The sequence below is a fragment of the Aeromonas sp. R3-1 genome (genome assembly GCF_040908345.1).
Taxonomy (GTDB): Bacteria; Pseudomonadota; Gammaproteobacteria; order Enterobacterales; family Aeromonadaceae; genus Aeromonas; species Aeromonas veronii.
Window position 1 is genome coordinate 15,656 of sequence record NZ_JBFODN010000189.1, and the last position, 18,014, is coordinate 33,669.

Genomic DNA, 18,014 nt, shown 5'->3' on the forward strand with positions numbered 1-18,014 from the left:
GGTCGCCGTTTTCTTTATTCAGCCAGTGCGCGCGGCACCGCCAACTTGCTCAATCAGGGATTGAGGCGAGTCGGCATACCGGTACGCTGTTCCAGCACCTGCTTGACCACGTTGGAGTCAGACTCGGCGTGAGCGATGAAGCGGGTGATAGCCGGTGTCATCGGGAGCGGCACGGAGGCGGTGGAGTTGAACTCCTCCTCGGTGCGCGACAGCGGCTCGTGTACTTCCATGTAGCGACCGCCATCCGGCTCGACCGTGGTCTTGACCGGCTGGTTGACGAACTGGACGCGGGTGCCGACCGGCACGTTGTCGAACAGATACTTGATGTCGTCAGCGCGCAGACGCACGCAACCGCTGCTCACCCGCAGACCGATACCGAAGGTGGCGTTGGTGCCGTGGATGGCATAGAGGTTGCCAATGTAGAGGGCGTGCAGACCCATGGGGTTATCCGGACCGGCTGGCCATACTGCCGGCAGAGTCTTGCCCTGGGCGGCATAGCGGCGACGGATGTTCTCGGTCGGGGTCCAGGTCGGGTTGGCGCGCTTGCGCTCTACCTTGGTGATCCAGTTCTCCGGGGTGTTTACCCCCAGCTGACCGATGCCGATGGGCAGCACTTCCACCACGTTCTTCCCTTTCGGGTAGTAGTAGAGACGCATCTCGGCAACGTTGATGACGATCCCTTCGCGGGGCGCGTTGGGCAGGATCAGCTGGTGGGGGATGATCAGGGTGCTACCCGCTTTCGGCAGATAGGGATCAACGCCCGGGTTGGCTTCCATGATGTTGGTCAGACCCAGCTGGAAGTCAGCAGCGATCTGCTCCAGCGGACGGTTGTCCGCAGGCACCACGTATTCCTGGTTTTCACCGATCAGGCGACTGTTGGCCGCAGGCAGACGGTACTCGACAGCGGCAGCCTGCTGGCTGACCAGCGAAAATGTGCATAAAAGGGCCGAAGCGGCAGTGCGAAGGGGATTCATAAAATTCCTGTGTGGTTTCCTGTACCAAATGGGCCGGGGGCCGTCTCATCCTCGGTCTGCCGGTGGCGGGTCAACCTGCCCCACGACGCCAATAACCGAGCGCGCATTCTTTCCTGAGTCGGCCAAAATTTCAACTTCCATATGTTGCTTTTCTTGTTAAAAGTAGCCGTTTTCGATGTGACGCTTATCAACAGGGCAAAAGCCACACTGGCAAGTCGCAGCAAAGAGAAAGATGAATGGCACGGCCCGCCTGGCAGCGAGCCACCCGAGCTCCCGTCAGCCACAGCGCTGCGCCACCTTGTGTCACGGTTGCAGCCCTAGCTAAAACGTTTGTCGCATCCGGGGAGATAGGCCAATGTCGAGGGAGGCTCTGTATTGGCATGAAGAGGGATAAAACCCTGCGTCGGCCACCAGCCGGTGCTGGCAGCCACCATAAAAAAACCGCTCCGAAGAGCGGTTAATGGAGCCACCAGGCAACCATAAAAGGGACTACAGGTAGTTGTCATTGGAATTACTGGACGGCTGCCTCTCCGGTGCCATTCTGCTCTTTGAGGAAGCTGATCCACGGAGATGCACGACCACTGACGTTGCCATTCTGAGCCGCCTGGGTGAAGGCGTTGAGGGCCTCCTTCGGCTTTTGTTGCTCAAAATAGGCGACCCCGGTCAGGAACTTGAGATCCGCCCGCTGTTCACCATTGGCATTGGCTGCCGGTTTGGCGGCCAGCGCCACCAGATCCTGATAGCGCTTGCTCTGGATCATCATGCGCGCCATTTTCAGCTGCAATTCGGCGCTCGGGGCAAGCTGGTAGGACTTGGCCAGGGTGTCGATGGCCGGATCCAGCTCCTTGGCCTGATGCCAGTAGTTGGCCAGGGTCTTGTAGTTGCTGGCGCTCTGCTCAATCACCCCGTCCTTCATCCCCTTCTCCATCACCCGTGCGGCGCGATGGGGAATACCGGTGAAGGCGAGGTAGTTGGCGAGGCGCTGCAGCTCGGCGGCCTCGGTCAACATGCCGAGGTTGTAGGCCGACTCCAGCGCCGCCAGCGCCTTGGCATCGTTGCCTGCCTGCATATGCATGGCCGACAGCTGGGTCCAGTACTTCTTCTTCTCCGGGAACATGTTGACCAGAGAGGTCAGCACCTCGGTCGCCGGTTTGTACTGTTTCAGCTCGTAGTGAGCGCCCATCTTCAGCAGATACCAGGACTCCGGCGCTTTACCTGCCGACAGCTTGATCGCCTGATCCACCGCCGGGATCGCGTCACGGTACTGCTTGAGCTGCACGTGGGCGTTGGCCAGCGTGATATAGGCATGGGAGTTGGGCTTGTCATCCTTGCCTTGGTTGGCAAACCACTCCTTCATGGTCTTGATCGAGCCCTGATAATTACCCTCCGCCATATAGAGTTGGGCCAGGTTGTAGCGCACCTGCTGGGCCACCGGTGGCGGCAGGCCGCCTGTCGCGATGGCATCGGCAAAGTACTTGGTCGCCTGACCGTATTTCTCCTGCTGGGCGGCCACGAAACCGAGAGTCTGCAATATGACTCCCTTGTCGTAGACCCGCTCGCCCGCGCCGGAGAGCGCATCTTGCAGCTTGGCATTGGCCTCACCGTATTTCTTCTCGGTGATCAGCTCCTGCGCCTTGTTGACCGCCCGATAGGCCCGATCCGACAGGGCCGGCTGCTCGGCGGCCCAACTGGCGGTGCTGAGCAGCACCGCCATGGCGACCGGGGCGAGGATCATCTTGTGTAACTTGTTCATCGCCACCTTCCTTAGTTGACCGCAAACTCGATCTCTTGTTGCATCCGGCTCGCCTGCGGCTTGCCATCCACCATGGCCGGTTTGAACGTCCACTTGGCGATGGTTTTGCGCGCCTCTTTGCCGAGGTCATAGCTGCGCGGCTCTTCCTTGACGATCCGCACGTTGCTGACGGTGCCGCGCTCGGTGACGGTGAACTCCACCAGCACCTTGCCGGAGGCCAGCCCCGCCAGTGCCGCCTTGCGGGGCATCATGGGCTCGAAGGTTGCCAGCGGAATGGCGCCGTTGTTGCCACCGACGCCACCACCACCGCCGCCGGTGCTGTAGGCACCCAGCGCGTTGCCACCACCGATGTTGACCGGGATGTCGAGCTTGGGCATGTCCATCGGCGCGCTCTCCATCTTCGGCCGATCCGTGCTGGCCACTTCCATCTCGGGAGGCGGCGGCGGACGCTTGGGCGGCGGCGGTTTGGGCAGCTCCCGCTGTTTCTCTTGCAGGGTCTCCTGGGGCTTGAGGCGGATGAAATCGGTCATGGTGACGTCATCCTTCTCCACCAGCTCCCGGTGATCCGGTGTGATCAGCTTGTTCATTCCCAGAAACAGAAAGAACACCACCACACAGGAGACCGCCAACGATATCAGGTATCTCATAGGTCTCTCTCCGGCATCAGCTGCTCTTGTCTGCCGCGATGGAGATGTTCTGGACACCGGCCATGCGGATCTGATCCATGACCTGCACCACCAGACCGGAACGGGATTCGTTATCGGCCTGGATCACCACGGCGCTCTCCGGGTTTTCGGCCCGCAGCCGCTCGATGTTGGCGCGTACCGCCCCCACCTCGACCACCCGCTTGTCGACCCAGACCTGACCGTTTTCGCGCACCGCGACCATGATATTGCCCTTCTTCACCGTCTCGGCCGTGCTGGCACTGGGACGGTTGATCTCGACACCGGACTCCTTGACGAAGGAGGTGGTGACGATGAAGAAGATCAGCATGATGAACACTATGTCCAGCATGGGGGTCAAATCGATAGCCGCCTCGTCAGCACCGCTGTCGCTGTAACGTTTTCTCATAGCAGAAACTCCTTGCTTGTTCTGTGCCCCCGGCAGGCCATGCCTCACCGGGGGTATGCATCCTGCATCAGCCGTGTTTCAGGTTGTCTTCCAGCTTTTGCACCGCCAGTTTGGCCTTGTGATCGAGCTGGTTGACAAAAAACAGGCCGGAAAGGGCGGCGATCATGCCCGCCATGGTCGGTACCGTTGCCTTGGAGATCCCCGATGCCATCGCCCGCGGCGAACCGGTGCCGGTGATGGCCAAAGTGTCAAACACCTGCACCATCCCCACCACGGTACCGAGCAGCCCCATCAACGGGCAGAGAGCGATCAGCACCTTGATGACCGGCATCCCCTTGTCCACCGCCATGGCAACCCGTGAGACCAGCTCGCGGCGGATCTGCTTGGCAGACCAGGAGAGATGATCGGTACGGGCCAGCCAGGTGGCCTTGGTCTGCTTCACCTGCTTGGGGTAGACCGCCATGAAGTAGAACCAGCGCTCCAGCAACAGGGCCCACATCATCAGGGTCAGGAAGAACAGGGCGACCAGTACATCGCCCCCCAATCCCAAAAACCGGCGGACCGACTCGACTTCTTCAATCAACCAGAACCACATGGGTGACTCCTTACGCTGCGGCTTTGGAGGCGTGCAGACGTTCCTGATAACGGGCGACGAAACCGGCGCTCTGCTCTTCCAGCACCTGGATCAGACGACGGCTCTGGGTCTGCACTATGGTGTAGAGGAACAGCATGGGCACGGCGACGACCAGCCCCTGCATAGTGGTCACCAACGCCTCGGAGATACCGCCCGCCATCAGCTTGGGATCGCCGGTACCGAACAATGTGATGGCCTGGAAGGTGGCAATCATCCCCACTACGGTACCGAGCAGGCCCAGCAGCGGCGCGACCGAGGCGATCAGCTTGATGATGCTGATGCCCTTCTCGAACTTGGGCACATTGCGCAGGATGATCTCGTCGAGCTTGGACTCCAGATCCTCGATGTTGTCACCGCGATGGCTCTGGTAGGCCCCCAGCATGTCACCAATGGGGTTGCCCTTGATGATCTGGTCAGATTTCAGCTGCTTGCGCATGGACGAGCCGATCAGCGACAGGCGGATACCGCAGAAGATGGCCAGCAGGGTACCGATGACCCCCAATGCCAGGATCACATAACCCACGGAACCACCCTGATCGATACGCTCCTTGAGGGTCGGTGACTGCACCAGCAGGGAGAGGATCACGCCGCGAGACGGGTCGATGAAGATGGGTTTGACCCCGTCACCACCCTGTTCAAACTCGGCGATGGGAGCCAGCACGCTCTTCTCCGGTTGACGGGAGAGCTGCTCGAACTTGCCGGTCTCCGGCACGAAGGTGAGGTACTTGCCTTCGGAGACAGTGTTGAACTCGCCGATCTGGGTGACAGTCTTCTCGGCCTGGTTGCCTTCGCCGTAGACCACGGTCGCCGGGATCTGGCTCACCTTGCCACCGTCCACCATGCGGCTGAGGGTAGTGGTCCAGAACGCTTCCAGATCGTTGCTGGAGGGGAGCTCTTTACTCTCGGCCAGACGGGTCAACAGGGCGGATTGCTCCGGATGCTCGACCCGACGAGCGGAGGCGTTGAAGATCCCCTTGAACTCACCGGCGAACTGACGCAGTACGCCGAACATCTCCCCCATGTTGCCGGAACGCTGGCGCAGGGTTTCAGTCAGCTCGGTCAGTTGCTTGTCGTTGGCATCAAAGGTCGCCTTGAGCTGCTCGCCCTTGGCGGTTTCGGCAGCCAGCTCGGCCTTGGCCTTGGCCAGCAGCGCCCCCTGCTCGTTCTTGTCAGCCAGGAAGCGGGCTTCCCGCTCCTTGTTGAGTTGGGATTCGCTCAGGCTGGAGGCCTTGACCTGGTTCAGCAGCGCATTGAGATCCACCGGTTTTTCGGCGGCGGTCACCGGCAGGGTGACCAGGGTTGCTCCCGCAATCAGGGAGGCAATCGCAAGTTTGATTCCTTTCATGATGCTTTCTCCGCAGTTTGAACCGGCAGCTTGATCAGCGCGGGAGGCGCCTGCTTCTTGGCGATGCGAAGGCCCTGTTCAACCGCACTGCGATACTCCTGGGGCAACTCTTCCCACTGGCGAGTCTTCTTGTTCCACATCCCGGTCTCATTGCCATCCGGGGATTGATAGAGCAGCGCGATGCGGCCAACCCGCAGGAACTCGTAGGTCTTCTCGCTGCCATCCTTGTCCAGGCTCGCCTTGTAGGATTCGATGGTGCGGCTGAAGCCCTCCTCGATCTGGTAGGCCTCCAGGATCTTGCGGTACTTCTCGGAGATGGTGACATCGGCCCGGTTCATCAGGTCGGTCAGGGCTGCTACGCGGTCCTCGCGCTCGACCTTCTGGAACGGCAGATCCAGCGCCACAAACTGCTCGAGGGAGTCGATCATCTTGAGCATCAGGGGCACCACTTCGGTGCTGGTCTGATCAATCTGGGCGATCTGCTTTTGCATCGACGCCAGCTCGGCACTCTGGGACTCGACCATCTTGCTCACCTGCTCGTTGTAGGTGCGCAGACTGTCGACCTGACGCAGGGCTGCCTTGTACTGGGCCAGTGCGGATTCGGCAGATTCGGCATAGCTGTCGATCTTCTGCTGGGAAACTTTGGATGCGTTGTCGGTGGCGGCTTGAGCGTCCACGGCCTGACCGGCAGTGGCGGCACTCAGATTGAAGCTGGTCAACAAGGCGGCCGAAACCAGGCTGCCAAGGAGCGCTTTCTTCATTGTAATGGTCCTTGTCTTCATAGGATTACCCTATCTCCGTAACTTCCTTGGACGTTGGGCACAGCCGGCCCGACCGGGCCGGCTGAGGTTGTATATCAACAGGGTTGATTAGAACTTGTAATTCGCTCTCAGATAATAAGTTCTACCGAGCACATCATAAGTAACGGTATCTGTATTCGCTGACAGTGCATTCAAGATAAGTGGCGGTGTTTTATCAAACACGTTATTAATACCTGCAGTTAAACGCAGCTCATTGGTTACTTGATACCGTGCGTTCAAGTCATGGTAAACCATGCTGGGTACTTTAAAGTCTATATCACTATCTGTGTAAGTAACACCTTTGATATAGCGCGCAGACCAACTTCCTCCCACTTTTTCATTAAACAGATCCAATGACATTGTTGAGCGCCACTTTGAATAATTTCCAATTTGGTCGCTCACAAACGAGCCCGCATAATCCAGTGTTTCACCATTTGGCTGAGTCACCTCATATTTCTTTAAGTATGAGTTCTCCCAGTTAGCAGCAAGCATTGCAAAATCGAAATCGTAGGCATATTTAACATTGAAATCTATGCCATTGGTTTCCAACGAATTCAAGTTTGCATAGGTGGCATCAATCCCCATTATTTTTCCATCTGGCGCTCGATCTATCTTGTCGCAGAACTGGCCACTAGAAAAACACTGATCCAACATATATTGAGGATTAACAACATCAATAACGTCATCCAGTTTAACCGACCAGAGATCGACTGTCAGAGATGCATTCTCTATATACGAAGGTGAATATACCGCCCCCAAAGAGGTACTATATCCTTGCTCTGGTTTTAGCTCGCTATTACCACCGTAGTAAACTGGCTTTTGCGGATCATCATCTTGACCGGTGGGGTCTGTCAATGGATCAAAGCTCTGTGATTTACCGCTATAGAGATCAGAAATTGTCGGTGCTCTGAATACATCCGAATAAGTACCACGCAACATCAGGTCACTATAGGGGCGATAGGTAATGCTATAACCCATCGCGATATTGTCACCAAATGAGCTGTAATTGTCATAGCGTGAAGAGACACTCGCTTCCAAAGACTCTACGAAAGGCTTATCTGACAATAATGGAACGATCAACTCGCCATACAAAGAGTTAACGTCATAACTCCCCTTGGTGGCTGTTTCTGCATTACCGGTTGCATTACCAAGGGATACCAATGCATCTGGATTAGTTTCGCCACTTTCCTTGCGTACCTGATAGCCGGTAGCAAACCCGATAGTGCCTGCTTGCCACTCTAGCAAATCACCAGACAAGTTAAACTCCAATGACTGCTGCTCATTTGAGCCATTGTCATTACGGGTAAAACTCGCATATTTGAGCGCTTCCTGGCTTAAGCCACCACCAAACAAGTTCCAAGGCACACAACCAGCAATTACTTTTCCACCAGAGTCAAGACACTGCTTGCCATCAGCAGATGTTGCGCCAATGGCATTATTAATACGGTCCTTCATAAACACATTTTGTTCAGACTCAGTCGTTTTGGTCTTGCCATACACAAACGCTGTATCCCAAGTCCAGGAGTTTTCAAGTTGCCCATCAAAGCCTAATACCAATCGGCTAGTTGATGAGTCAAACATCCTATTTCGACCACCCGCTTCAATAGTACGATACCGCCAGTCAGATATATCCTCACCAGTTGTATTAAATGCATTATCTTTCGAGATGGGATTCAAACCATCAGTACCTGAAGCCAATGGTGTCGCGGCCAATAAATAATCTGATTGACGATTTAAATAAGAAGCTTCAGAGAAAAACCTTGTTTCCCCCAGCACACCCAATTGCCCCAGAGAGCGATCTCCAAAAAAGGATGTATACCAGCGCTTGCTTGGTGTTTTTAAGTAGTTTGCCGGAGCATAATTATATGCGTCAGCAACAGAATCATATGGACGAAGGGTTGCACTGCCTTCAGGCCCCTTTGTCAAAACCCCTTGACTAGTTTTGAAATAGCCCCAAGGGACACGGCTACTGCCACCAATATACTGGCCTCCCGCGCCGTCATGCTCATAATCAACATTTGAAAAGGAACGGGCTCCGGCCATTGCTTCTTTTTCTTCAACGAGACCTGCAGAGAAAACATAGTTGGAAACATCAGTTGAACCACCGGCAACCATGTTCACATCGTGAGCTTCTGCATCGGATTTACTGGTTTGACCAATTTGACCATTCAGCTCAAACCCATCAAATCCAGTCTTGGTGATAATGTTAACCACACCGCCCACTGCATCAGCACCATAAATGGAAGATGCTCCATTCTTAAGGATCTCAACACGCTCAATGATTGCAACAGGAATAGTATTCAGGTCAACAGATGAATTCGCGCCAGAGCCGCCATACACCATTCGTCTGCCATTCACCAATACCAACGTTCTTTGCGTGCCCAAACCTCGCAGATTTACGGTAACCGTACCATTGCCACCGTTGTTAACAGATGTACTTTGGGCCTGGCCTGAAATAGCTGGAATACGCTGCAGAATATCACCAACAGAAGTTAAACCACTTCTTTCGATGTCGGCTTTGCTCATCACCTGCACAGGTTGTGCAGTCTCAACATCAACACGGGAGATACGGGAGCCAGTGACTTTGATTTTCTGCAGTTTTTCGACGTTCTGCCCTTCTTCGGCAGATACGGATGGGGCCGCCGCAAGGCTCGCCAAGGCGAACGCAATCGCAGCAGAGATTCTGCTCTTCCTAAGCATCGCTTATATCCTTCCTGGTTGTTTATTGTTTGCTTCCTGATACCGCCCTCTTTGGAGCGATGTATAAGGCTTATCAATCTTTGACTGGCGACGTCAATGGAGCAGGGGTATGGCGAGGTCAGGCGTAGAATAAGCGGAGTGTATTAATTTTGACCGGTATAATTAGTGAATAATTCTGCCAAAAACAACTCGCGCAATGTAAAGACATTGTTAAACGGCGTAAATGGCGCTGAATTAAAATTTGATGAACTTATTAGTTAACGTGCTGTCCGTTTATATCTTATTTTGATTTATCGGCATTAATAAGAATAAAACACTAACTTCATGAGGGTTTCACCTGACCGTTCTCATGGGGATAACAGATAAAATCGTCGAGATGACATCGTTTTCCTTCAATTTCACACCACAAACAAAAGCATTAGCAATCAACAAGTTAAAAACACCCAAGGCTCAAACAAACAGCTGTTTATATTTTTTAAAATAATGTTGAGCAGTAGCGTTTTGTTTTGATTTTCACTTTTCAGATAAAAAACGTCATTTTTCGGTGCTTTTGGTCTCAGCGGGTCATTTGTCCCAGTTTTCCATTTCCTTGTACTTGATTTTTGTTGCAGAGCTTTTACAGTGGCCAAGAGGATTGTCTGCTGTTTGGCAACCAATCCAGCGCGTAATGCCAGGAAGGACAGGCCCGTCACCGGATTTGACTGGCCGCAAAAAAAGAACAACAAGGACGAGGTTCCATCATGCTGTCGTATTTCCTACGCCGGATGCTTTTGATCATCCCGACGTTTCTCGGTATCACCCTGCTCGTCTTCACCATCACCCGTTTCGTGCCGGGCGGTCCGGTCGAACGCATGCTGCTGCAAGCCCAGGTTTCCCAGAATGAATCCGGCCGCTCCAGCGGCAGCAAGGGGGCGCAGGCCCTCTCCGATGAACAGATCGAGGAGCTCAAGGCCTTCTATGGGCTCGACAAGCCGATGCTGGTCGCCTACTGGGAGTGGCTGCAGAAGCTGGCGGTGCTGGATCTGGGCGAATCAACCCGCTACTACGAGCCGGTGTGGGATCTCATCAAGGAGCGGCTCCCCGTTACCGCCTTCTTCGGACTGGCAACCTTTCTGCTGAGCTATGCGGTCTCCATTCCGCTCGGGGTGGCCAAGGCGCTCAGGCACAACAGCCGCTTCGACTCGTTAAGCTCCATGCTTATCTACATGGCCTATGCCCTGCCCGCCTACGTGGTGGGGATCTTCCTCATCACCGTCTTCGCCTTCCATCTGGAGTGGCTGCCGATGGGCGGTTTTCCGGGGGACGACTTTGAATACATGGAGAGCAGCTGGGATCAGATCCGCACTGTCTTTGCCCACGCCCTGCTGCCGCTTATCGCCTACGCCATCGGCGATTTCGCCATCCTCACCATGACCATGAAAAACAGCCTGATGGAGAACCTGTCGGCGGATTATGTGCGTACCGCCGTGGCCAAGGGGTTGCCGTTTCGCAAGGCAGTCACCAACCACGCCATGCGCAACAGCCTGATCCCCATCGCCAGCCACCTGGGGTCTGTGCTCACCGTTTTCTTTGGCGGCTCCTTCCTCATCGAGACCATCTTCAACATCGACGGCATCGGCCTGCTCGGTTACGAGGCTATCGTCGAGCGGGATTACCCCACCGTCATGGGCATTCTGGCCATCACCTCCATGCTGATGCTGATAGGCAATATCGTCTCCGATATCTGCGTTGCCCTCGTTGATCCGCGCGTGCGGTTTGGAGACTGACCATGAACCAGACCTCTATTGCCATGCCGATGCCGATATCACGCTATATCGTCTCCGATATCTGCGTTGCCCTTGTTGATCCCCGCGTGCGATTTGGAGACTGACCATGAAGCTTAATCCGGTTACCTTGAAAAAACTCAAGCGCTTCAAGTCGATCAAGCGCGGTTACTACTCCTTCATCATCTTCACCACCCTGGTGCTGCTCTCCCTGCTGGCGGAGCTGCTGGTCAACAGCCGGGCACTGATGGTGAGCTATCAGGGCCAGCTGCACTTCCCCACCTATGGCGATGTGATCCCCGGTCAGCAGTTCGGGCTCGATTACGAGTACGAAACCAACTACCGCCAGCTCAAGGCCAAGTTTGCCGCAGAGGGCCAGGGCGACTGGGTGTTGCTGCCGCCGGTACCCTGGAACCCCTACGAGCAGGATTTCAAAGAGGATGCCTACCCGCCCTACGCCCCCAGCGCGGCTGAGCGCCACTTCCTCGGCACCGACACCAGCGGCCGCGACGTGCTGGCGCGACTGGTTTACGGCTTTCGCATCGCCATCGGCTTTGCCTTTATCGCGCTGGCGGCCAGTTACGCCATCGGAGTCACCATCGGCTGTCTGATGGGCTTTCTCGGCGGCCGCTTTGATCTCATCCTGCAACGCTTTATCGAGATCTGGTCCCAGGTGCCGTTTCTCTACGTCATCATGATCCTGGTGTCGCTGGCCAAGCCCAACTTCGGCCTGTTTGTCGCCATCAACGTGCTGTTCGGCTGGATGGGGATCACCTGGTATATGCGCACCCTCACCTACAAGGAGCGGGCGCGGGACTATGTGATGGCGGCGCGGGCGCAAGGGGCGACCACCGGGCGGATCATCTTCAACCACATCCTGCCCAACACCCTGATGATGATCGTCACCCTGGCGCCGTTCGCCGTGGTGGGCAATATCTCCACCCTGACGGCCCTCGACTATCTTGGCTTCGGGCTGGCACCGCCGACCCCGAGCTGGGGGGAGCTGCTCTCCCAGGGCATCAACAATCTGGATGCCATCTGGATCGTCAGCTCGGTGGTGGCAGCGGTGAGTCTGGTGCTGATCATGGTCTCCTTTATCGGTGAGGCGATCCGCGAGGCGTTCGATCCGCGCAAATTTACCCGTTACCAATAAGCCAGCCGATGCCAGCGCATCGGCTGGCGTCGGGTAACAAACAGTCATTAATGAAGGACGGGCCGCCGCCATCGGCGGTCCCGGGAGCAAGGGATAATCCCGTTATCAATCAAGACCCCCAGTGCAGGGGCCAGACCTGGAAGTCAAACATGAAAAATAAAATCAAATGGATAGGTGCTCTCTTTGTGCTGGTAAACGGATCCTGGGTCTGGGCGGCCAGCCTGCCAGCGGATCTCAAATGGGAGACCAACGACACGGATCCTGTGTTCGCCTCCCCCAAGGCGCTGCCGGGTGGCAGCCTCAATATGTTTGTGGAGAGCTTTCCGCTGACGTTCCGCACCGTGGGGCCTGACTCCAACGGATCGTTCCGCTCCTTTATTCTCGATAACCAGTTGCGACTCATCAGCTTCCACCCCAATACCGGCAACCCCATCCCCTCGCTGGCGACCCACTGGGCCATAGCGCCAGACAGCCAGACCGTCTACTTCAAGCTGGATCCCCGCGCCAAATGGTCGGATGGCAAGCCGGTCAATGCTGACGACTACACCTTCGGCTACGAGATGATGCGCTCCAAACACATCAAGGGGCCCTGGTTCAACAACTACTACACCACTGAAGTGGTCGCGGTAGAGAAGATCGATGATCACACCATTATGGTCAAAGCGGGCAACCGCAAGGCCAAGATGGACCTGCTCAACACCACCGAGCTGTGGCCCCAGCCCAAGCACTACTACAAGCTGACCCCCAACTGGGTGAAGCAGTACAACTGGGCCGTGGTGCCCACCACAGGCCCCTACGTGATCAGCGACGTCAAGAAGGGCAAGTCGGTCACCTTCAGCAAGCAGAAGGATTGGTGGGCAAAAGACGATCGCTACAACCAGCACAGATTCAACATCGACACCATCAAGGTGCAGGTGATCCGCGACCACAACATCGCCTTCCGCCACTTCCTGAAAGGGGAGATCGATACCTTCGAGATGATCCTGCCCAACTGGTGGCATGAAAAAGCGGTCACCCCGGAGTACAAAAAAGGCTACGTGCAGAAGGTGATGGCCATGACCGACACCAAACAGGGCGGTCAGGGGGTGCACCTCAATGTGGCCAACCCCAAGCTGGCGGACGTAAACGTGCGCCTCGGCATCCAGCACGCCTTCAACATCGACAAGATGATCGAGACCGTGCTGCGCGGCGACTATGACAGAGCCACCACCTTCGACTCGGGCTTTGGCGAGTTCACTGACATCACGCTGCCACAGCGGGCTTATGACATCGGCAAGGCGCGGGAGTACTTTGCCAAGGGCGGCTACGACAAGCCGGGGCCGGACGGCATCCTGCAAAATGAGAAGGGTGAGCGGCTGACGCTGGCGCTCACCTACACCAGTCAGGAGCACTCCAAGCGACTGACCGTGCTGAAAGAGGAGGCCAAGAAAGCGGGTCTCGATCTGGAGCTTAACCTAGTGGATGGCGCCACCGGCTTCAAAGTGATGCTGGAGAAGAAACACGAGGCAGCCTGGCTCGGTTGGGGCGGCGGCGGTCTCTATCCGCAATATTGGGAGTTTTTCCACTCCGCCAACGCCAACAAACCGCAGACCAACAACCTGTTCAACGTGGCTGACAAGGAGCTGGACGCGCTGATCGATGCCTACAACGTCGAATTCGACATGGCCAAACGGGCCAAGCTCTCCCAGCAGATCCAGCAGCGCATCTATGACCTCGCCATCTTCGTGCCCGGGGTGCAGCTCAACTATGTGCGGGCCAGCAGCTGGCGTTATGTGATGCTGCCGGAAGTGCCTGCCACCAAGAACACGCCGGATCTGCTCTACTGGCCGATGGATGGTTATCCTCACAGTAGCGGCGGTCTGCTCTGGCTCGATCCCAAGGTGAAGGAAGAGACCCGCAACGCCAAGGAGGCAGGGGAGGCGCTGGCGCCCATCAACCTGCTCGACAAGACCTATGCACGTCATTGATATTCAGGCCCTTGCGAAGGGAGCAGCCGTTATGCCCAACACCCAGGCCCCCATTCTTGACGTACCGGATAACGGGGAGGAGTTCGCCGTTGATCACGGCCAGCACCAAGCCTCGATTCTTGAGGTAAGCAATCTCGAGGTGGAGTTCGCCGTCGATGACGGCAAGATCAAGGTGCTCGACGGGGTCAGCTTCAAGGTAGCACCGGGTCAGACGCTGGGGATCGTCGGTGAGTCCGGCTGTGGCAAGAGTGTCACTTCACTCGCCATCATGGGGCTCTTGCCCAAACCCCATGGTCAGGTGGTAGCAGGCTCCATCCGCTTTCAGGGGGAGGAGCTGCTGTCACTTGCGCCGGATCAGATGTACAAGGTGCGCGGCAACCGCATCTCGATGATCTTTCAGGAGCCGATGACGGCCCTCAACCCGGTGCAGACGGTCGGTGAGCAACTGATGGAGGTGTTTCGCCTCCACCGCCCGGAGTATGACAAGGCCCAGCGCAAAGCCGCGGCCATTGCCATGCTGCAGAAGGTGGGGATCCCGGAACCGGCCCAGCGCTTTGCGGTCTATCCCCACAACCTCTCCGGCGGTATGCGCCAGCGGGTGATGATCGCCATGGCGCTCTCCTGCGAGCCAGACCTGCTGATCTGTGACGAGCCGACCACGGCGCTGGATGTCACCATTCAGGCCCAGATCCTCGAACTGATGAAAGAGCTGCAGGCCCAGACCGGCATGGCCATCATCTTTATCACCCACGATCTCGGGGTGGTGGCGGAGCTGTGCGACGAAGTGGTGGTGATGTACGCCGGCCGGGCGGTGGAGCAGGCCGACGTGTTCGAGCTGTTTGACCACCCCCGTCACCCCTATACCCACGGCTTGATGAGCTCAATCCCGCGCCTTGAGGATGAGCCCAAGAGCGTGCTCAAGACCATCAAGGGACAGGTGCCAGCCCTGCACGAGATGCCCGCTGGCTGCCGCTTCTCCAACCGCTGCCCCCATGCGACCGATCTCTGCATCAGCGCCATTCCGGCGGTGGAGCAGTTAAATCTGCGCCACCATGTCGCCTGTCACTACTGGAAGGAGTTGACCGTATGAGCACTCTGTTATCGGTCAGGGATCTGAAACAGCACTTCCGGCTGGGAGGCGGGTTCCTGCGCAAACAATATACGGTTCACGCGGTGGATGGCATCAGCTTCGACCTGAAACAGGGGGAGACGCTGGGGCTGGTGGGTGAGTCGGGCTGTGGCAAGTCCACCCTCGGGCGCAGTCTGCTCAAGCTGTTCGAGCCGACCGCGGGCACCATCACCTTCGAGGGGCGCGACATCACCGCCCTCAGCCCGAAGGAGATGCGCTCCCTGCGTCAGGAGATGCAGATGGTGTTTCAGGACCCTGCAGAATCCCTCAACAGCCGCCACACCGTGGGCCAAATTTTGGAGGAGCCCTTTATCATCCACGGTAAAGGCAACACTGAGCAGCGCCGCGGCTGGGTGCAGGAGTTACTGGCAAAAGTGGGCCTGCCGGGCAGCGCGGTGGATCGCTACCCCCACGAGTTTTCCGGCGGTCAGCGCCAGCGGATCGGCATCGCCCGCGCCATCGCCCTCAAGCCCAAGCTGCTGGTGTGTGACGAGGCGGTCTCGGCCCTCGATGTCTCGGTGCAGTCGCAGATTGTCAACCTGCTGCTCAGCCTGCAGCGGGAGATGAACCTCTCCATCATCTTCATCGCCCACGATCTGTCGGTGGTCAAACACATCTCGGATCGCATCGCAGTGATGTATCTGGGACGGATCGTCGAGCTGGCGGATGCCCAGTCGCTCTATCTGGCGCCGCGCCACCCTTACACTCAGGCGCTGATCTCCGCCATTCCGGTGCCGGACCCGCGCAGGCGCAGCCAGCGCATTCTGCTGACCGGCGATGTGCCCTCCCCCATCTCACCGCCAAGCGGCTGTCACTTCCACCAGCGCTGCCCCCATGCGACCGAGCTGTGCAAAAGCAAGGCGCCCAAGCTTGAGGTGTGTGATGAGGCCCATCATCAGGTGGCCTGCCACACCCCGCTCGCCGTCGGTGGTCACGCTATCGGCGGCAGTGCCATTAGTGGTAACGCCATGAGCAGCGACAGCAGGCTGGAGCAGGCGAGCTAGGCGCAGCGAACAAACCCCAGGGTAGAAACAGACGAGGCGGCCATCAGGCCGCCTCGTGCTATCGGGTCACGCTTGTCTTATCGGGTCACGGCTGCCGCTCGTCAGGCAATCTGGTAGCGGCCCGGCTTGTGGTTGAGTGTCAACACCAGATTACAGATAACCGCCGCCACGATGGAGAGCGCCAGAATCCAAGGCTGCACCACGAAAAACGAGGCGACAACAATGGCGCAATCGAGCCCCATCTGCAGCTTGCCAGCCCGAATGCCAAAGCGATCCTGAATAAAGAGCGCCAGAATGTTGAACCCCCCCAGACTCGACTTGTGACGGAACATGATGAGCAGACCCATGCCAATCAGGGTACCGCCGATCAGCGCCGCATAGAGGGGCTCTATCTTGCCGATCTGCAACACCCCGTTGAGGTGATCGGTCATGTAGGAGACTGCCGCCACCGAGACAAAGGTGTTGAAGGTAAAGCGTGGCCCCATCCGAAGCCACGCCAGCGCATAGAAGGGCAAGTTGATGCCGAAAAACAGCAGGCCGAAGCTGATTCCGGTCACCTTTTGCAGCAGCAGCGCCAGCCCGGCAGTCCCGCCGGTGAGCAGGCCAACCTGATGAAACAGAAAGATGCCGAGGGAAACAAAGCCGGCCGCCGTCAGCAGGGCCAGCACATCCTCATAAATAGGATGGGCAGTGCGAATCGAGGTGTTGTCCATAACCTGTATCCAAGCGAAGTAAAGAGAGCGTGTCTGTCGCCTGCCGTTGCGGGCGGGCTGCGAGCCCTGTCCACAGGGCTTCGTTATGGGGTTCAGTCTATTTTTTGTGAAAAGGATCACAACAGTCAGGCTGAACGCCCCATTCTGGTGCCTGTCATCTGGCATTGACACTCGCTGCACCAAGATGCAGCATGCCGCGGTTTAAGCGCGCCATCACTCCATTCACAGCACGAGGCACTTTTCATGAAGGTCACCATTTTTGGCACAGGCTATGTCGGGCTGGTGCAGGCCGCCGTTCTGGCCGAGGTGGGCCATCAGGTCTGCTGCGTGGATGTGGATGATGAACGGATCGCCGCCCTCAGGCTGGGGCAGATCCCCTTCTACGAGCCAGGGCTGGCCCCGTTGGTCGAGAGCCATCTGGCCAGCGGCCGCCTGAGCTTCACGGTCGATCCCGCCATTGGCGTGGCACACGCCGACCTGCTGCTGATCGCCGTGGGTACCCCGGCTGACGAGGATGGTTCAGCCGATCTGCAACATGTGCTGGCGGTGGCCGACACCATAGGCCGACTGATGAGCCGCCCCAAGCTGGTGGTGACCAAGAGCACAGTACCGGTCGGCACGGCGCAGCAAGTAAGAGAACACATTGAGCAGCAGTTGGCCGAGCGTGGGCTAGACCTCGCCTGCGAGGTGGCCGCCAATCCCGAGTTTCTCAAGGAGGGAGCGGCGGTCAACGACTGCATGCGGCCTGATCGCATCATCATCGGCTGTGACAGCGAGCGTGTGCTTGAGCAGTTGCGCGCCCTCTACGCCCCCTTCAACCGCAATCACGACCGGATCGTGGTGATGGATCTGCGCAGCGCCGAACTCACCAAATACGCCGCCAACGCCATGCTGGCCACCAAGATCTCCTTTATGAATGAGATGGCAGCCCTCGCCGAGCAGCTGGGGGCCGATATAGAGGCGGTGCGCCAGGGGATGGGGGCCGATCCCCGCATCGGTTACCACTTT

The 18,014-nt window shown here is 57.3% G+C and carries 16 protein-coding genes; 6 read left to right on the top strand and 10 right to left on the bottom strand.

The window, feature by feature from the left end; genetic code table 11:
- Window positions 1–53: 53 nt before the first annotated feature.
- The 9 genes from AB5Y85_RS11535 to AB5Y85_RS11575 form a co-directional block, all read right to left on the bottom strand.
- The gene (locus AB5Y85_RS11535) at window positions 54–974 is read right to left on the bottom strand and encodes a L,D-transpeptidase family protein (protein ID WP_101531283.1); all 921 of its coding nucleotides are present in this window, start codon (window positions 972–974) and stop codon (window positions 54–56) included.
- 511 nt (window positions 975–1,485) lie between these two features.
- The gene (locus tag AB5Y85_RS11540) at window positions 1,486–2,727 is read right to left on the bottom strand and encodes a lipopolysaccharide assembly protein LapB (RefSeq protein ID WP_005349455.1); all 1,242 of its coding nucleotides are present in this window, start codon (window positions 2,725–2,727) and stop codon (window positions 1,486–1,488) included.
- A gap of 11 nt (window positions 2,728–2,738) precedes the next feature.
- Window positions 2,739–3,374, bottom strand: a complete 636-nt coding sequence (locus AB5Y85_RS11545) for an energy transducer TonB (RefSeq protein ID WP_005343441.1) — start codon at window positions 3,372–3,374, stop codon at window positions 2,739–2,741.
- A gap of 16 nt (window positions 3,375–3,390) precedes the next feature.
- Window positions 3,391–3,798 carry a biopolymer transporter ExbD gene (locus tag AB5Y85_RS11550; protein ID WP_005338933.1) on the bottom strand — a complete coding sequence of 136 codons (408 nt, stop codon included), beginning with the start codon at window positions 3,796–3,798 and terminating at the stop codon, window positions 3,391–3,393.
- 67 nt (window positions 3,799–3,865) lie between these two features.
- Window positions 3,866–4,393, bottom strand: a complete 528-nt coding sequence (locus AB5Y85_RS11555; RefSeq protein WP_005338936.1) for a MotA/TolQ/ExbB proton channel family protein — start codon at window positions 4,391–4,393, stop codon at window positions 3,866–3,868.
- A 10-nt stretch (window positions 4,394–4,403) separates the two neighbouring features.
- Window positions 4,404–5,777 carry a MotA/TolQ/ExbB proton channel family protein gene (locus AB5Y85_RS11560; RefSeq protein WP_101531450.1) on the bottom strand — a complete coding sequence of 458 codons (1,374 nt, stop codon included), beginning with the start codon at window positions 5,775–5,777 and terminating at the stop codon, window positions 4,404–4,406.
- Window positions 5,774–6,538 carry a DUF3450 domain-containing protein gene (locus tag AB5Y85_RS11565; protein ID WP_005343435.1) on the bottom strand — a complete coding sequence of 255 codons (765 nt, stop codon included), beginning with the start codon at window positions 6,536–6,538 and terminating at the stop codon, window positions 5,774–5,776. Before AB5Y85_RS11565 ends, AB5Y85_RS11560 begins: the two co-directional genes overlap by 4 nt.
- Window positions 6,539–6,646: 108 nt before the next feature.
- On the bottom strand, window positions 6,647–9,277 hold the full coding sequence (locus tag AB5Y85_RS11570) for a TonB-dependent receptor (RefSeq protein ID WP_101531449.1): 2,631 nt from the start codon (window positions 9,275–9,277) through the stop codon (window positions 6,647–6,649).
- Between the two features lie 425 nt (window positions 9,278–9,702).
- Entirely contained in the window at window positions 9,703–10,002 is a 300-nt protein-coding gene (locus tag AB5Y85_RS11575; RefSeq protein WP_257687221.1) for a hypothetical protein, read from the bottom strand.
- Between the two features lie 15 nt (window positions 10,003–10,017).
- Here AB5Y85_RS11575 and AB5Y85_RS11580 point away from each other — a divergent pair, with 15 nt between their 5' ends.
- The 5 genes from AB5Y85_RS11580 to AB5Y85_RS11600 all read left to right on the top strand — a co-directional run bounded on the left by AB5Y85_RS11580 (window position 10,018) and on the right by AB5Y85_RS11600 (window position 16,293).
- Window positions 10,018–11,043: an ABC transporter permease subunit gene (locus AB5Y85_RS11580; RefSeq protein WP_257687220.1), complete on the top strand. Its 1,026-nt coding sequence runs from the start codon at window positions 10,018–10,020 to the stop codon at window positions 11,041–11,043.
- A gap of 106 nt (window positions 11,044–11,149) precedes the next feature.
- Window positions 11,150–12,193 (top strand): ABC transporter permease, encoded by a 1,044-nt coding sequence (locus tag AB5Y85_RS11585; RefSeq protein ID WP_013724081.1) that lies wholly within the window; start codon window positions 11,150–11,152, stop codon window positions 12,191–12,193.
- Between the two features lie 149 nt (window positions 12,194–12,342).
- On the top strand, window positions 12,343–14,160 hold the full coding sequence (locus AB5Y85_RS11590; RefSeq protein ID WP_257687219.1) for an extracellular solute-binding protein: 1,818 nt from the start codon (window positions 12,343–12,345) through the stop codon (window positions 14,158–14,160).
- A gap of 31 nt (window positions 14,161–14,191) precedes the next feature.
- Window positions 14,192–15,250, top strand: a complete 1,059-nt coding sequence (locus AB5Y85_RS11595) for an ABC transporter ATP-binding protein (protein ID WP_257687218.1) — start codon at window positions 14,192–14,194, stop codon at window positions 15,248–15,250.
- Window positions 15,247–16,293, top strand: coding sequence for an ABC transporter ATP-binding protein (locus AB5Y85_RS11600; protein ID WP_139432490.1), 1,047 nt, complete (start codon window positions 15,247–15,249; stop codon window positions 16,291–16,293). Before AB5Y85_RS11595 ends, AB5Y85_RS11600 begins: the two co-directional genes overlap by 4 nt.
- A 101-nt stretch (window positions 16,294–16,394) precedes the next feature.
- On the opposite strand, the gene AB5Y85_RS11605 is transcribed toward AB5Y85_RS11600, so the two are convergent.
- Complete coding sequence (locus tag AB5Y85_RS11605) at window positions 16,395–17,006, bottom strand: YitT family protein (protein ID WP_005349421.1); 612 nt, start codon at window positions 17,004–17,006, stop codon at window positions 16,395–16,397.
- Window positions 17,007–17,249: 243 nt separating this feature from the next.
- Here AB5Y85_RS11605 and AB5Y85_RS11610 point away from each other — a divergent pair.
- On the top strand, window positions 17,250–18,014 hold a 765-nt coding region (locus tag AB5Y85_RS11610), incomplete at its 3' end, for a UDP-glucose/GDP-mannose dehydrogenase family protein (RefSeq protein WP_368221460.1).

Excerpts from the sequence above, each read along its gene's own strand:
- AB5Y85_RS11535 (WP_101531283.1), bottom strand. The coding sequence starts at position 974 with ATGAATCCCCTTCGCACTGCCGCTTCGGCCCTTTTATGCACATTTTCG.
- AB5Y85_RS11595 (WP_257687218.1), top strand. The coding sequence starts at position 14,192 with ATGCCCAACACCCAGGCCCCCATTCTTGACGTACCGGATAACGGGGAG.
- AB5Y85_RS11585 (WP_013724081.1), top strand. The coding sequence starts at position 11,150 with ATGAAGCTTAATCCGGTTACCTTGAAAAAACTCAAGCGCTTCAAGTCG.
- AB5Y85_RS11565 (WP_005343435.1), bottom strand. The coding sequence starts at position 6,538 with ATGAAGAAAGCGCTCCTTGGCAGCCTGGTTTCGGCCGCCTTGTTGACC.
- AB5Y85_RS11590 (WP_257687219.1), top strand. The coding sequence starts at position 12,343 with ATGAAAAATAAAATCAAATGGATAGGTGCTCTCTTTGTGCTGGTAAAC.
- AB5Y85_RS11540 (WP_005349455.1), bottom strand. The coding sequence starts at position 2,727 with ATGAACAAGTTACACAAGATGATCCTCGCCCCGGTCGCCATGGCGGTG.
- AB5Y85_RS11550 (WP_005338933.1), bottom strand. The coding sequence starts at position 3,798 with ATGAGAAAACGTTACAGCGACAGCGGTGCTGACGAGGCGGCTATCGAT.
- AB5Y85_RS11545 (WP_005343441.1), bottom strand. The coding sequence starts at position 3,374 with ATGAGATACCTGATATCGTTGGCGGTCTCCTGTGTGGTGGTGTTCTTT.
- AB5Y85_RS11600 (WP_139432490.1), top strand. The coding sequence starts at position 15,247 with ATGAGCACTCTGTTATCGGTCAGGGATCTGAAACAGCACTTCCGGCTG.
- AB5Y85_RS11555 (WP_005338936.1), bottom strand. The coding sequence starts at position 4,393 with ATGTGGTTCTGGTTGATTGAAGAAGTCGAGTCGGTCCGCCGGTTTTTG.
- AB5Y85_RS11560 (WP_101531450.1), bottom strand. The coding sequence starts at position 5,777 with ATGAAAGGAATCAAACTTGCGATTGCCTCCCTGATTGCGGGAGCAACC.
- AB5Y85_RS11580 (WP_257687220.1), top strand. The coding sequence starts at position 10,018 with ATGCTGTCGTATTTCCTACGCCGGATGCTTTTGATCATCCCGACGTTT.
- AB5Y85_RS11570 (WP_101531449.1), bottom strand. The coding sequence starts at position 9,277 with ATGCTTAGGAAGAGCAGAATCTCTGCTGCGATTGCGTTCGCCTTGGCG.
- AB5Y85_RS11605 (WP_005349421.1), bottom strand. The coding sequence starts at position 17,006 with ATGGACAACACCTCGATTCGCACTGCCCATCCTATTTATGAGGATGTG.